General features: G+C 68.1%; 13 protein-coding genes and 1 pseudogene. 6 read left to right on the plus strand and 8 right to left on the minus strand.

What is annotated here, in order from left to right; all coding sequences use genetic code 11:
* Positions 1–147: pseudogene (locus B4A72_RS11290) on the plus strand (FADH(2)-oxidizing methylenetetrahydrofolate--tRNA-(uracil(54)-C(5))-methyltransferase TrmFO); the annotation flags it as partial.
* Entirely contained in the window at positions 129–974 is an 846-nt protein-coding gene (gene gluQRS / locus B4A72_RS11295) for a tRNA glutamyl-Q(34) synthetase GluQRS (protein ID WP_292955271.1), read from the plus strand. The pseudogene B4A72_RS11290 and the gene gluQRS, both read left to right, overlap by 19 nt.
* Before the next feature lie 63 nt (positions 975–1,037).
* On the opposite strand, the gene hisI is transcribed toward gluQRS, so the two are convergent.
* Positions 1,038–1,397, minus strand: coding sequence for a phosphoribosyl-AMP cyclohydrolase (gene hisI, locus B4A72_RS11300; RefSeq protein ID WP_292955268.1), 360 nt, complete (start codon positions 1,395–1,397; stop codon positions 1,038–1,040).
* 62 nt (positions 1,398–1,459) lie between these two features.
* Between hisI and B4A72_RS11305 the strand changes: the two genes are divergently transcribed.
* On the plus strand, positions 1,460–1,903 hold the full coding sequence (locus tag B4A72_RS11305) for an iron-sulfur cluster assembly scaffold protein (RefSeq protein WP_292955265.1): 444 nt from the start codon (positions 1,460–1,462) through the stop codon (positions 1,901–1,903).
* A gap of 94 nt (positions 1,904–1,997) precedes the next feature.
* Here B4A72_RS11305 and B4A72_RS11310 read toward each other — a convergent pair whose 3' ends face one another.
* Genes B4A72_RS11310 through B4A72_RS11325 form a run of 4 tightly spaced genes read right to left on the minus strand, consistent with a single transcriptional unit; the run spans position 1,998 to position 5,651 of the window.
* Positions 1,998–3,011 carry an NAD-dependent epimerase/dehydratase family protein gene (locus B4A72_RS11310; RefSeq protein ID WP_292955262.1) on the minus strand — a complete coding sequence of 338 codons (1,014 nt, stop codon included), beginning with the start codon at positions 3,009–3,011 and terminating at the stop codon, positions 1,998–2,000.
* Positions 3,008–3,814 (minus strand): glycosyltransferase family 2 protein, encoded by an 807-nt coding sequence (locus B4A72_RS11315; protein ID WP_292978604.1) that lies wholly within the window; start codon positions 3,812–3,814, stop codon positions 3,008–3,010. Before B4A72_RS11315 ends, B4A72_RS11310 begins: the two co-directional genes overlap by 4 nt.
* Positions 3,811–5,364: a glycosyltransferase family 39 protein gene (locus B4A72_RS11320; protein ID WP_292978606.1), complete on the minus strand. Its 1,554-nt coding sequence runs from the start codon at positions 5,362–5,364 to the stop codon at positions 3,811–3,813. Before B4A72_RS11320 ends, B4A72_RS11315 begins: the two co-directional genes overlap by 4 nt.
* Entirely contained in the window at positions 5,361–5,651 is a 291-nt protein-coding gene (locus B4A72_RS11325; RefSeq protein WP_414692158.1) for a lipid-A-disaccharide synthase N-terminal domain-containing protein, read from the minus strand. The genes B4A72_RS11320 and B4A72_RS11325 overlap by 4 nt, the downstream gene beginning before the upstream one ends.
* Positions 5,652–5,802: 151 nt before the next feature.
* Here B4A72_RS11325 and B4A72_RS11330 point away from each other — a divergent pair, with 151 nt between their 5' ends.
* Both B4A72_RS11330 and B4A72_RS11335 read left to right on the plus strand, forming a co-directional pair.
* On the plus strand, positions 5,803–6,456 hold the full coding sequence (locus B4A72_RS11330) for a response regulator transcription factor (RefSeq protein ID WP_292955253.1): 654 nt from the start codon (positions 5,803–5,805) through the stop codon (positions 6,454–6,456).
* Positions 6,453–7,673 (plus strand): histidine kinase dimerization/phospho-acceptor domain-containing protein, encoded by a 1,221-nt coding sequence (locus B4A72_RS11335; RefSeq protein WP_292978608.1) that lies wholly within the window; start codon positions 6,453–6,455, stop codon positions 7,671–7,673. Before B4A72_RS11330 ends, B4A72_RS11335 begins: the two co-directional genes overlap by 4 nt.
* A 14-nt stretch (positions 7,674–7,687) precedes the next feature.
* On the opposite strand, the gene putA is transcribed toward B4A72_RS11335, so the two are convergent.
* Positions 7,688–11,086, minus strand: a complete 3,399-nt coding sequence (putA, locus tag B4A72_RS11340) for a bifunctional proline dehydrogenase/L-glutamate gamma-semialdehyde dehydrogenase PutA (protein ID WP_292978610.1) — start codon at positions 11,084–11,086, stop codon at positions 7,688–7,690.
* A 116-nt stretch (positions 11,087–11,202) separates the two neighbouring features.
* Between putA and B4A72_RS11345 the strand changes: the two genes are divergently transcribed.
* Positions 11,203–11,664 (plus strand): Lrp/AsnC family transcriptional regulator, encoded by a 462-nt coding sequence (locus tag B4A72_RS11345; RefSeq protein WP_292955245.1) that lies wholly within the window; start codon positions 11,203–11,205, stop codon positions 11,662–11,664.
* A 166-nt stretch (positions 11,665–11,830) separates the two neighbouring features.
* Here B4A72_RS11345 and B4A72_RS11350 read toward each other — a convergent pair whose 3' ends face one another.
* Both B4A72_RS11350 and B4A72_RS11355 read right to left on the minus strand, forming a co-directional pair.
* The gene (locus tag B4A72_RS11350) at positions 11,831–12,292 is read right to left on the minus strand and encodes an RpiB/LacA/LacB family sugar-phosphate isomerase (protein ID WP_292955242.1); all 462 of its coding nucleotides are present in this window, start codon (positions 12,290–12,292) and stop codon (positions 11,831–11,833) included.
* 11 nt (positions 12,293–12,303) lie between these two features.
* The coding region (locus B4A72_RS11355; RefSeq protein ID WP_292978612.1) for a triose-phosphate isomerase family protein at positions 12,304–12,831 on the minus strand (528 nt) is incomplete at its 5' end.

Genomic DNA, 12,831 nt, shown 5'->3' on the forward strand with positions numbered 1-12,831 from the left:
AGGACCTTCCAGCCGATGAACGTCAATTTCGGCCTGTTCCCGCCGCTGGACGAGGCACGCGGAGGCCGCAAGGGGCGCAAGGACCGCTATCCGGCCTATACGCAGCGCGCCAAGGATGATTTCCGGGCATGGCTGGCGACGCAGTAACCCGCTTTGCCCCCTCGCCCACCGGCCTGCTGCATCTGGGCCACGCCTATGCGGCCCTGATCGCCGCCCGCGAGGCGGGAACCGGCCGCTTCCTTTTGCGGATCGAGGATATCGACCGCGACCGCTGCAAGACGGAATACGAAACCGCGATCTTCGACGATCTGGCCTGGCTGGGCCTGGACTGGCCGCGACCGGTGATGCGTCAATCCGACCGGATGCCGGCCTACCGGGCCGCCTTGATCCGCCTTGCGCCGTTCTGCTATCCCTGCCGCTGCCGGCGCGGCGACATCCGCGCGGCCCTGTCGGCCCCACAGGAAGGCGCGCTGCCCGCGGGCCCCGACGGGCTGATCTATCCCGGCACCTGCCGGCACCGCGCGATGGCCGGGGCCGGGTCCGGCGACGTCATCCGCCTGGACGCGGCGCGCGCCTTCGAGGCATTGGCGACCGACCGGATCGCCTTTCGTGACGAGGTGGTCCTTCCCGGCACGGACCACGATTTGTCGAAAGAGGACTTCGCGGCCCGGATCGGCGACGTGATCCTGTCCCGGCGCGGCATGGGCACATCGTATCACCTGGCCGTGGTGCTGGATGATGCGGCGCAGGGCATCACCAAGGTTACGCGCGGCAAGGATCTGTTCGAATCGACATGGATCCACGTGCTGCTGCAACGCCTGCTGGATCTGCCGACGCCGCTCTATCATCACCACCGGCTGATCCGCGACGACGGGGGCAGACGCCTGGCCAAGCGCGACGATGCCCGCGCCATCCGCCATTACCGCGACGAGGGCGCCACCCCCGATGACATCCGCCGCCTGCTGGACCTTTGAACGGTCCCGGTCGTGACGCGGGACAAGGATTTCGCTGCAATGACGGGGCGGCGGCGTGCGCCGCTAGACCTTCAGCGGCGCCATGATCTCGACCTCATCGCCCTCGCGCAGCGCCGTGTAGAAACAACTGCGCCGGTCGGTGTGACAGGCCGGTCCGGTCTGTTCGACAAGCGCCAGCAGGCAATCGCGGTCGCAATCCACCCGCAGCTCGACCAGCATCTGCACATGACCCGACGTGTCGCCCTTGGCCCAGAACGCGGCGCGCGAGCGCGACCAGTAGGTCATGCGCCCCGTGTCCAGCGTCCGCGCAAGGGATCGGGCGTTCATCCAGGCCATCATCAGCACCTCGCCATTGGCGTGATCCTGCGCGATGCAGGGGATCAGCCCATCGGCATCGTATTTTAGGCTGGCCGGATCGAACATCGGGTTTCCTTTCGCGACAACGCTTCCTATCTAGGTCGGACACCCGCCGGGGGGAAGGACGAATGGCCGACAGCGACCTGATGCAGCTTTATTCGCGCCGTATTCTGGCGCTGACCACCGCGATTCCGCATCAGGGCAAGCTGCGTCAGCCGGATGCCAGCGCCATGCGCCGTTCGCCGCAATGCGGATCCTCGGTGACGGTTCACGTGGTGGTCAGCGACGGCCGCATCGCCGATTTCGCGCAGGAGGTGCGGGCCTGCGCGCTTGGCCAGGCCTCGGCCTCGGTGCTGGGTCAGGCGGTGATCGGTCGCGACCGGGCCGAGATCGCGGCCACGCGCGACCAGCTTCGCGCCATGCTGAAAGAGGATGCGCCGCCCCCCTCGGCGCCTTTCGCGGATCTCGAGGCATTGCTGCCCGCGCGCGATTTTCCCAACCGCCACGCCTCGATCCTGCTGGCATGGGAGGCGACACTGGACGCCATGGATCAGGCGCTGGCCGACGCCTGAACGGACCCCGCCGGGGGACGCGCCCCTCGCGGAACCGTTCCGGCTTTTTTCGACGGCGAGTCCGATCGCGATTTCAGCGCGGACCGGTGCGTCGTCAGTTCCGGTCCACGCCGTAATAGTCGCGATACCATTCGACATAGCGGGCGGTGCCCTCGGCAATGTCGGTTCGTGGCGCGTCCCCTGTCAGCGCGCGCAACAATTCGGCGTCGGCCCAGGTGGCGGGCACGTCGCCCTGTTGCATCGGCTGCATGTCCAGCCGGGCCTTTCGTCCGGCGGCATCTTCCAGCGCGGCGATGAAGTCCATCAGCTCGACAGGCTGGCCATTGCCGATATTGACCACCCGCCATGGCGCGACCGGCGACAGGCTGTCGCCCTCGCAGACCGGATCGTCGCCGCGTCCCGGCGGACAATCCATCAGCCGCCGAATCCCGCGGACCAGATCCGCGACGTAGGTAAAGTCGCGCCGCATCCGGCCATGATTGAAGACCCGGATCGGCCGATCCTCGAACAGCGCCGAGGTGAACAGATGCGGGGCCATGTCGGGCCGGCCCCAGGGGCCGTAGACCGTGAAGAAGCGGAACATCGTGATCGCCAGCCCGTGAATATGGGCGTGCGAGTGGGCCATCGTCTCGTTCGCCTTCTTGGTCGCGGCATAGAAGGACAGCGGATGGTCCACCTGGTCGGTTTCTCGATAGGGCATCCTCTGGTTCGCACCATAGACCGAACTGCTGGAGGCCATCAGCAGATGCACCGGCGGCTGCAGCCGCGCCGCCTCCAGGACCTCGAAGGTGCCGGCCAGATTGGCCTCGGCATAGGCGCGGGGATTGTCGATGGAATGGCGAACGCCCGCCTGGGCCGCAAGATGGACGACGATATCGGGCCGATGGGTGCGGAACAGATCGGCCAGCAGGCCCGGCTGCTCGACCTTGCCGCGCACCGCGACGTAGCCGGGCCGTTCGCTCAGCACCGCTTCGCGCGCGGCTTTCAGGCGCGGATCGTAATAATCGTTGTGGCTGTCGAGGCCGACGACCTCGGCGCCTTCGTCCAGAAGCAGGCAGGCGAGGTGAAAGCCGATGAAACCTGCCGCGCCGGTAACGAGAACTTTCACCGCATGGCCTCCGTCATCAGGGGGGAAACAGGGTCCGCCGCCGCCTCGGGCCCCGGACCGGCGATTCCCGGAGACCCGGCTTGCAGGCGATGCGCCACCGGCAGCTTGCGGCGGCGAATCAGCCATGCCGCCCCCAGCAGATCGACCGCCCCGACCAGGGCGCGCTGAAGATTGCCGTATTTCGACCGGCCGCTGCGTCGTTCGGCATGGGTGACGGGCACCACCACGACCTCCCATCCCTCGCGGCGGACCATTGCGGGCATGAAGCGGTGGATGTGGTCGAAAAAGGGCAGGTCCATATAGACCTTGCGCGGAAAGGCCTTCAGGCCGCAGCCGCTGTCGCTGACCCCGTCTCGCAGCAGGCCGCCCCGGATCCGGTTCGCCGCATGCGAGGCCCATCGTTTCGACCAGGTGTCGCGCCGGTCCACCCGCTGGCCCTGGACCAGACCGATGCGCCCCCGCGCCGGATCCGTCAGCAGCGGCGCCAGCAGGCCCGGCAGGTTCGCGGGCGGGTTCTGACCATCCGCGTCCAGCGTTGCGACAAGGCTGCCGCTGGCGGCCAGGACGCCGGTCCGGATCGCCGCGGACTGGCCGCAGGGGCGATCATGGCACATCACCAGCAATTGCGGCATGCGACCGGCCAGTTCCCGCAGCACCGCCCGCGTGTTGTCGGTCGAGGCATCATCCACCACCACGACCTCGTGGGGGGTGCCGGCCATCACCTCGGCGATCCCGGTCACGACCTGGGTGATGCTGCCCGCCTCGTCCCGGGCGGGCAGGATGATGGATACCAGTGCGCTCATCGAACAGCCTTGTCGGGCCGGAACAGCGTATAGGTATCGCTGCGATAGGGGAAGCGCGCGACCGGCCGGGTTCCCGGCGGCGGCACCGGATCGAGGCTCAGAAGAATGCCGTCGGGATGGCCGGCAATCCAGTCGGCCGCGGCCTGCGGATCGGTGACCTGCGCGACGGGTTGGCGCAGTCTGGCGGCAAAGTTGAACTGGGCGTGATAGCGCCCGTCGGTAATCGCGATACCGGTCGCGTCATAGGGCTGGATCGCGCGGGCGATGGCGTTGACGTCATACCGCGCGAACAGCAGCGGCTGGGCCGCGAAATGCAGCCCCAGCATGGCCGATAGCGGCAGGGCCGCCAGCGCCACCAGCCCGGCCCGCAGGCGCAGGAACCCCGCGATGCCGATGGCGGCGACGACCAGCCCCAGCCCCGCCGCCCAAAGCGGAATCCGGAAGGGCAAGGCCCGCAGCGCGGGCAACTGACCCGACGCCGCCACGACGATCAGCAGCATCAGCGCGAAGACCGGCAGCGCCTGCCACAGATCGCGCGGCCGACGTGGCGCGAAAGACCCCGCCCCCGACAGAAGCAGCGCCAGCGCGGGCAGTTCCGGCAGCAGATAATGCGTCTGCTTGCCGCTGATCAGGGAAAACGCCAGCAGCGTGCCAATGAACCAGATCGACAGGAATCGACCCGGCGCGCTTCCGGTCAGCGCCGATGGACGCAGCGCCCGCAATCCCGGCAGCGTCCAGCCGAAGGGCCACAGGAACAGGGGCAGCATGGCCAGGAAGAACCAGAACGGCCGCTGGTGCGCAAAGGACGACACCACCCGCCCCGCGCTCTGCCGCCACAGGACCTCGGTTCGGTATTCCTCGCCGCCCAGGATCAGCGCCGGCACCAACCACAGCGCCACAAGCGCAAGCGCCGTCAGGATCGACAGCCCGACACCGCGATACCAGCGCCAGGCCGGCAGTTCCCGCCCGGCCCAGAGCGGCGCGGTCAGCGCGACCGGCAGGACATGGATCAGGATCACCGGTCCCTTGGCATAGACCCCAAGCGCAATGGCCGCGCCGAGCGCGAGGAACGGGGTCCAGCGGTCCGGCCTTCGCCATGCCCAAAGCATCGCCAGCATCGCCCACAGCGTCGCCACCGTCAGAATCGAATCGAACATCGTGGTCGAGCCGAACAGCAGAAACACCGGCGAGACCGCCAGGATCAGCGCCGCCCGGGCCGCCCGCGCCGGATCTCCGGGCCACAGGCGCCGTGCCAGCAGCCCGGTCAGCGCCACCGCCGCCACCGCGAAGGCCGGCGCGACCAGCCGCGCGCCCAGCGTCGAGACACCGCCCATCAGCCAGACCAGATCGATCAGCCAGAACAGCAGCGGCGGCTTCTGCGCATAGAGCGCCCCGTTCAGATGCGGCACCAGCGCCGATCCGCCCTGATACATCTCCCAGGCGGCGGCGACGTAGCGCGTCTCGTCGATCGGCGTCAGCGGGCGCAGCAGGATCAGCGTCAGCACCGTCAGCGCGAACAGCAGCGTCGCGGACCAGATGGAAGGTCTCATGCACCGGCCTCGGCGAGGCTGCGGACATGGCGGCGGATCAGGATCAGGTTGCGGGTATAGACGAACAGCCCCATGCCCTGCCCGAGAATGAAGACAGGATCGCGCCGCCACAGCGCATAGGCCAGCAGCGTGGCACCGCCGCACAGCGACAGCCACCAGAAGGCCACGGGGATGATGCTTTGACGTTTGCGCTCGCTGGCCAGCCACTGGACCAGGAAGCGTGCCGAAAACAGCGCCTGCCCCAGCAGCCCCACGGCAAGCCAGATCATGTTGACGTTCAGTTGCAAAATGAATTCCTGCCTTTTTGGCGTTCGCGGTAGGTAGGCAACCTTGCTCCTTCCTTACAGCCGCGCGCTTTTCTTCTGACCCCTCGATTGATATTGGACCGGAATGCCCGCCATATCAATCCGGCCGGGCAATGAATGAAACGAGGGGCTCATGCGGATTCTGCTGGTCGAGGACGGGCCGGATCTTGCCGATGCGGTGGTGCGGTTCCTGCGCGGCGGCGCCCATGCCGTCGATCACGCCGCCTCCCTGTCCGAGGCCCGCGATGCGCTGGACGTGGCCGTATATGACGCGATCGTGCTGGATCTGGCCCTGCCGGACGGATCCGGATTGCGGCTTCTGCGCGACATCAGGGCGTCGGGCAACCGGGTGCCGGTGATCATCGCCAGCGCCCATGACCAGATCAGCGACCGGATCGAGGGGCTGGATTCGGGCGCCGACGATTATGTCGTCAAGCCCTTCGATCTGGGCGAGCTGGACGCCCGCCTGCGCGCACATGCCCGCCGCGCCGACGGCGATCCGGCGGTGCAGCTGCGCCTGGGCGATCTGCGCATCGACCGCGGCGCCGCCCGGCTGTTCCGCGACGAGGGCGAAATTCGCCTGACCTCGCGGGAATGGGCGCTGTTCGATGCGCTTCTGGCCTCGCGCGGGCGGGTCATGTCGCGGCGGGCGCTGGAGGAACGGCTGTATTCCTTTGGCGACGAGATCGAGGGCAACGCCGTTGAGGTCTATGTTTCGCGCCTGCGCGCCAAGCTGGGTGCGCGGCTGATCGAGACCCGGCGCGGCCTGGGCTATCTGATCCCGTGAGGCGCGGCTGGTCCCTGCGCGGGCGTCTGGTCCGCCGGCTGGTTCTGGGCGTCAGCCTGGGATGGCTGTGCGGGATGGCGCTGACGATGCTGTTCCTGTCCCGCGAGATGACCGAGTTCATGGACGATATCCTGCGCGATTCCGCCCGGGTCGTTCTGGCGACGGGCGGCGATTTCGCGGCCGCGGACAGAACGGTTTTCCCGGCCTACCGCATCGTGACGCCGGCCGGCGAACAGGGCGATGCGCCATGGCCGCGGCAGCAGGCGGACGGGCCCCGCAGCAGCGGCGGCTGGCGCATCTATCGCCTGTCGCGCCCCGCGGACGGGATCGCGGTCGAACTGGGTCAAAGCAACGAATGGCGGCGCGACGAATTGCTGGAAAGCATCGGAGGATTGGTGCTTCTGATGTTGCCGGTGCTGGGGCTCGTGCTGTGGATCGTGAGGATGACGGTGACGGGCGCGTTGACGCCCGCACTGCGCTTTGCCCGTTCGCTGGGCGGCAGACGGGCGGATGACCTGTCGCCTGTCGCCGCCGCCGACCTGCCCGAGGAGCTGATCCCGATCCCCGACGCGCTGAACGGCTATCTGGGCCGCATCGGTCAGTATGTCGAGGCGGAACGGCAATTCGCGACCCATGCCGCACATGAATTGCGCACGCCGCTGGCGGCGGCCTCGGCGCAGGCGCAGTTGATGGTCGCGGGGCGCGCGGATGCCGAAGCGCCCAGGCAGATCGACCGCGCCATCGGCCGGCTTGGGCGGATCGTGGAACGGCTTCTGGAATTGTCCCGCGCCGAGGCCGGGATCGCGAACGAGGCGGGCTGCGATCTGGTTGTCGTCCTGCGCATGATGATCGCCGAGCAAAGGCCCGCGCCGGCCTTCGATGACGGCGATCTGGAGGTCGCACAGGTGGCGATGCATCCCGATGCGGCGGCGCTGATGATCGGCAACGTCATCCGCAACGCCGCCGATCACGGAACCGGCCCGGTCCGCGCCAGGCTGCGCCCCGGCCCGGTGCTGGAGATCCGCAACCCCGTCGCCGCCTCGGCCGGATTCCGGCAGGGCACGTTCCGCAAATCGCCCGATTCCGAGGGTGTCGGCCTGGGCATGACGATCATCCGGAAGATCGCCGAACGCAGCGGCGTGGCGCTGTCCTTTTCGATCCAGGAGGGCGAGGCGCGGGTGCGGATGGATTTCACGGCCATCGCGCGCCCGGCCTGAGTTTCCGGTCCGCCCTAACCGGCCAGCAGCGCGGCATTGCCGCCCGCCGCCGTGGTGTCCACGCAAAGATGGCGCTCATGGGCGATATGGGCCAGATCCGGCATCGCGGTGATCAGCGGCACCAGCGCGCCCTCGCGTCCGGCCAGTTCCGTGGAATAGGCCCGCCCGGTATCCTCGTCACCCCACCACAACACGCCGGAAAAGCCGTTCAGCCGCGACAGAGCCTCAGCCGGGACCGCGCCATCCGCGCCAATGGCCCGGCCGCCCAGGGATTCGACCGCCGCGACCTGCGCGGCGACCGCCTCGGGGCCCGGACCCAGGCATAGCAGCGGCGGCCGCTGGTGGGTGGTCATGCGGTTCAGCTCTCCGGTCGGGCCGGGCATCAGCCGTTCGCCGATCATCCTGTCAGCGCCGGCCGCCAGCGCCCTGGCCAGCCTTGCCTCGTCGGCATCGCCACCCCAGGCCCCGGCCGCCCGGCCCGGCTCTGGCGCGAAGAAGCGCGGCACGTAGTTCGGCCCGCCCGCCTTGGGCCCGGTGCCCGACAGACCCTCGCCCCCGAAAGGCTGGCTGCCAACGACCGCGCCGATCTGGTTGCGGTTGACATAGAGATTGCCGGCATGGACCGCGTCGGTCACCTCCTGCACGCGGCTGTCGATGCGGGTATGCAGGCCGAAGGTCAGGCCGAAACCGCGGGCATTGATGTCGCCGATCACCTTGTCCAGATCGCGTGCCCTGAAGGTCGCCACATGCAGCACCGGACCAAAGATTTCGCGGTGCAGATCGTCGATTCCGGCGACCTTCAGCATCGTGGGTGCGATGAAATGCCCCTCGGACGGTGTCTCGAGGCGGTGCAGCACGCGATTGCGGTTCCGATCCAGATATTCGGCGATCCCGGCCTCGGCATCGGCGTCGATGACGGGGCCTACGTCGGTGGACAGGTGCCACGGGTCGCCCATCCGCAATTCGTCCATGGCGCCCGCGATCATCGCGGTCACATGCGGGGCGACATCCTCTTGCAGATAGAGACAGCGCAGCGCCGAACAGCGTTGCCCGGCCGAACGGAAGGACGAGGCGACGATATCGCGCACCGCCTGTTCGGGCAGCGCGGTCGAATCGACGATCATCGCGTTCAATCCGCCCGTCTCGGCGATCAGGGGCGTTCCGGGGGCCATGTGCCGGGCCATGGCGCGGGCGATGATCCGCGCGGTCTCGGTCGAGCCGGTGAAGACCACGCCACCGATGCGCGGATCGCGGGTCAGCGCGGCGCCCAAACTGGACCCGTCGCCTGGCAGGAATTGCAGGCTGGCGCGGGGCACGCCCGCCTGATGCAGCAGCGTCACGGCCAGATGCGCGATCAGCGGCGTCTGTTCGGCCGGTTTCGCCAGCACCGCATTGCCCGCCATCAGCGCCGCCGCGATCTGGCCGGTGAAGATCGCCAGGGGGAAGTTCCACGGGCTGATCGCGGTGACGATGCCGCGGGGCGCCCGAGCCTGATCCTGGCCCTGCGCCGCGTAGTAGCGCAGGAAATCCACCGCCTCACGCAATTCGCCCACGGCGTCGGGCAGCGCCTTGCCGCCCTCGCGGCCCAGAATGGCGAAGATCGGGCCGAAATGGTCTTCGTAAAGATCGGCCGCGCGACGCAGGATCGCCGCGCGTTCGGCCGGTGCGGCATCCCAGACCTGCGCATCCTCGATCGCGCGTGCCGCGCAATCGGCGTCGGCCTCGGTCACCTGGGCGATGGTCGCGCCGGTGGCGGGGTTGACGACCGGCCGGGCGGATCCCGAAGGCGCGCGCAGGGTCAGCGGCCCCGCATCGGCGATGGACACATCGCGCGCGGTCTCGATCCGCGCCAGCGTGCCTTCGTCGCTGAGGTCGAAACCCTTCGAATTCTTCCGGTCCTCGCCGAAAATCCGGTCCGGATGGACCAGCAGCGCCGGCGGCTTCGCTTGCGCCAGCATGTCGAACGGGTCGCGCGCGATGTCTTCGGGGCTGACATCTTCATCGACGATCTGGTGGACAAAGGACGAGTTGGCGCCGTTTTCCAGCAGCCGGCGGACCAGATAGGCCAGCAGATCGCGATGTGCCCCGACCGGGGCATAGATGCGGCATCGGCCGCCGGTATCGCGGATCACGATGTCGTGCAGCCGTTCGCCCATGCCGTGCAGACGCTGGAATTCATAGTCGATGCCGCCGGCCATCTCCAGGATCGCGGCGACGGTCTGGGCGTTGTGGGTGGCGAATTGCGGATAGATGCGGTCGGCATGGCCGATCAGCTTGCGGGCATGGGCGATGAAGCTGACATCGGTCGCGGTCTTGGTGGTGAACAGCGCGAAGTCGGGAAAACCCTCGACCTGGGCGCGCTTGATCTCGGTGTCCCAATAGGCGCCCTTGACCAGCCGCACCATGATCCGCCGGTCCAGCCGCGTGGCCAGCGCGTGCAGCCAGTCGATGACCAGCCCGGCCCGCTTGCCATAGGCCTGCACGACGACGCCGAACCCGTTCCAGCCGGCCAGCGAGGGATCGGACAGCACCGCCTCGATCACCTTCAGCGAGATGACCAGCCGGTCCTGTTCCTCGGCATCGATGTTCATGCCCATGTTGGCGGCCTTGGCCTGTCGCGCCAGATCCAGGACGACCGGGACCAGCTCGGCCATGACCCGATCTTCCTGCGCCACTTCATATCGGGGATGCAGCGCCGACAGCTTGATCGAGATGCCCGGATTCTTCTCGACCGAGCCCTTGCCGCAGGCGCCCGCGATGGCGCGGATCGCGGCCGAATATTCGCTGGCATAGCGGGCTGCGTCATCGCCGGTCATCGCGGCCTCGCCCAGCATGTCATAGCTGTAGGTATAGCCCTGCGCCTCGCGCGTCTTCGCCCGGTCCAGCGCCGCCTCGATGGTCTGGCCCAGCACGAACTGGCGGCCCATCTCGCGCATGGCGCGGGTGACGGCGGTGCGGATCACCGGCTCGCCCAGGCGGCGAACGGCGCCGCGCAGCGTGCCGGCGATGCCCGGATGGTCATCATCCAGCACCTTGCCGGTCAGCATCAGCGCCCAGGTCGAGGCATTGACCAGGCTGGACGATGCCTCGCCCAGGTGCAGCCCCCAGTCCGACGGCGCGATCTTGTCCTCGATCAGCGCGTCGATGGTCATGCGGTCGGGCACGCGCAGCATCGCCTCGGCCAGGCACATCAGGGCGACGCCCTCGCGCGTGGACAGGCCATATTCCGACAGGAAATGCTCCATCAGGCTGGGCTTCGCCTCGCGGCGGATGCGGCGCACCAGTTCGGCGGCACGGTCGGTGATGCGGCCGCGCATGGCACAGGACATGTCGGCCTGTGCGACCAGATCGGACAGCAGGTCGGCTTCGGGACGGAACTTGGCGTCGGTGGTGAAGGCGGAAAAATCGGGCATGGCAGGCTCCTGTCGGTCGTCTTGCCGATCAGGTTACACGATCATCGCTGGACGAAGGGCCCAAAGCGGGCCAGATTGGCAGGCGAAACGCCCATAGAGGACGGCCGGGACAGATCATGGATATTCTTGACGCGACGAATCGCAAGATCATCGCCGAACTGGTGGCCAATGCCCGCATCCCGGTCAGCGACCTGGCGCGCAAGGTCGGGCTGTCCAAGACCCCGGTCGCGGCCCGCATCCGCCAGTTGGAGGAGGCCGGCCTGATCACCGGCTATCGCGCGATGCTGTCGCCGCTGAAACTGGGCCTGACCCATGTCACCTACATGGAGGTGCGGCTGACCGATACCCGCCAGAAGGCCCTGCAAGCGTTCAACATGGCCATACGGCAGATTCCCGAAGTCGAGGAATGCTACATGATCGCGGGCGGTTTCGACTATCTGGTCAAGGTGAGGTCGCGAGACATGGCCGATTTCCGCCGGATCATGGCGGACAAGATCGCCACCCTGCCCTTCGTCGGCGGCACGTCCAGCTATGTCTCGATGGAGGCCGTTGTCGAACAGAACTGGACCGCTGTCTAGCAGTCCGGGCCGCGCCGGGTTGCGCCTGCGGAACGGCGGCGCGGATGATGACCGGGGAAACCCGTCGCGGCGCATGTTCGGAACCGGGACGGGCCGGGCGAAGCCCGGCCCGGTCGCTGCCGCTGGGCGGCAGGCGCGCGTCCGGGACGCGCGCGGTCAGGCCCGGTCACGCCTGATGGTATTTCGCATCCACCGCGTCGATCGCCGCGACATTGCCGGCCGAGCGGCCCCGGGCGTCGAAATTCATCGCCTCGGCCAGGAACGCATCGGCGATGGCTTTCGCCAGTTCCGAGCCGATCACCCGCGCCCCCATGGTGATGATCTGCGCATTGTTCGACAGCGCCGCCCGTTCGGCCGAATAGGTGTCGTGTGTCAGCGCGGCACGGATGCCCGGCACCTTGTTGGCCGAGATGCAAACCCCGATCCCCGTCCCGCAGACCAGGATCGCGCGGTCATAGGTGCCGTCCCGCACGGCACTGGCCACCCGATCCGAGAGGGTCGCGTAGAAGGCATCCGGTCCCGCCTCGGTGCGGCTGATCTCGGACACGTCGTGGCGGTGCCTGAGGTGATCGGCCAAGACCTTTGCCAGCCCCTCGCCCGCGCTGTCGCCTGCAATTGCCAGTTTCATCTTGCTCTCCTTCAGATAGCAGCGGCGCAACGCGCCAGAATGTCCAGATATCCCTCGACCCTCCAGGCCGAGCGTCCGATGAACAGCCCGTCGATATGCGGGCATCCGACAAGTTCCGCGCAATTGTCGGGATTGACCGACCCGCCATAGAGGCACGGCACCGGACTTCCCAGCACATCGCGCGCGACGGCCGCAATCTCGGCCTGCCGCGCGTCGGCATAATCCGAGGTCGCGGGGATGCCGTTGTCGCCAATGGCCCAGACCGGCTCGTAGGCCAGCAGGATCCGGGCCGCCCTCTGGTCGTCGGACAGATGGGCCAGCGCGCCCCGCACCTGCTGCTCCAGCACCTGCTGCGCGCGACCGGCCTGACGCTGGGCCAGCGTTTCACCGATGCAGATCAGCGGGATCAGACCATGGCGGATGGCGGCCCGGGTCTTCAGGCCGACCGTCTCGTCCGTCTCGCCGAAATGTTCGCGCCGTTCGGAATGGCCCAGTTCCACGATGTCGAGCCCGCAATCGACCAGCATCGGGGCCGAGAT

It is taken from the genome of Paracoccus sp. UBA5162 (assembly GCF_002413585.1).
GTDB lineage: Bacteria > Pseudomonadota > Alphaproteobacteria > Rhodobacterales > Rhodobacteraceae > Paracoccus.

Coding starts and splice junctions, on each gene's coding strand:
- B4A72_RS11350 (WP_292955242.1), bottom strand. CDS start 12,292: ATGAAACTGGCAATTGCAGGCGACAGCGCGGGCGAGGGGCTGGCAAAG.
- B4A72_RS11320 (WP_292978606.1), bottom strand. CDS start 5,364: ATGAGACCTTCCATCTGGTCCGCGACGCTGCTGTTCGCGCTGACGGTG.
- gluQRS (WP_292955271.1), top strand. CDS start 129: ATGGCTGGCGACGCAGTAACCCGCTTTGCCCCCTCGCCCACCGGCCTG.
- B4A72_RS11345 (WP_292955245.1), top strand. CDS start 11,203: ATGGATATTCTTGACGCGACGAATCGCAAGATCATCGCCGAACTGGTG.
- B4A72_RS11315 (WP_292978604.1), bottom strand. CDS start 3,814: ATGAGCGCACTGGTATCCATCATCCTGCCCGCCCGGGACGAGGCGGGC.
- B4A72_RS11305 (WP_292955265.1), top strand. CDS start 1,460: ATGGCCGACAGCGACCTGATGCAGCTTTATTCGCGCCGTATTCTGGCG.
- hisI (WP_292955268.1), bottom strand. CDS start 1,397: ATGTTCGATCCGGCCAGCCTAAAATACGATGCCGATGGGCTGATCCCC.
- putA (WP_292978610.1), bottom strand. CDS start 11,086: ATGCCCGATTTTTCCGCCTTCACCACCGACGCCAAGTTCCGTCCCGAA.
- B4A72_RS11330 (WP_292955253.1), top strand. CDS start 5,803: ATGCGGATTCTGCTGGTCGAGGACGGGCCGGATCTTGCCGATGCGGTG.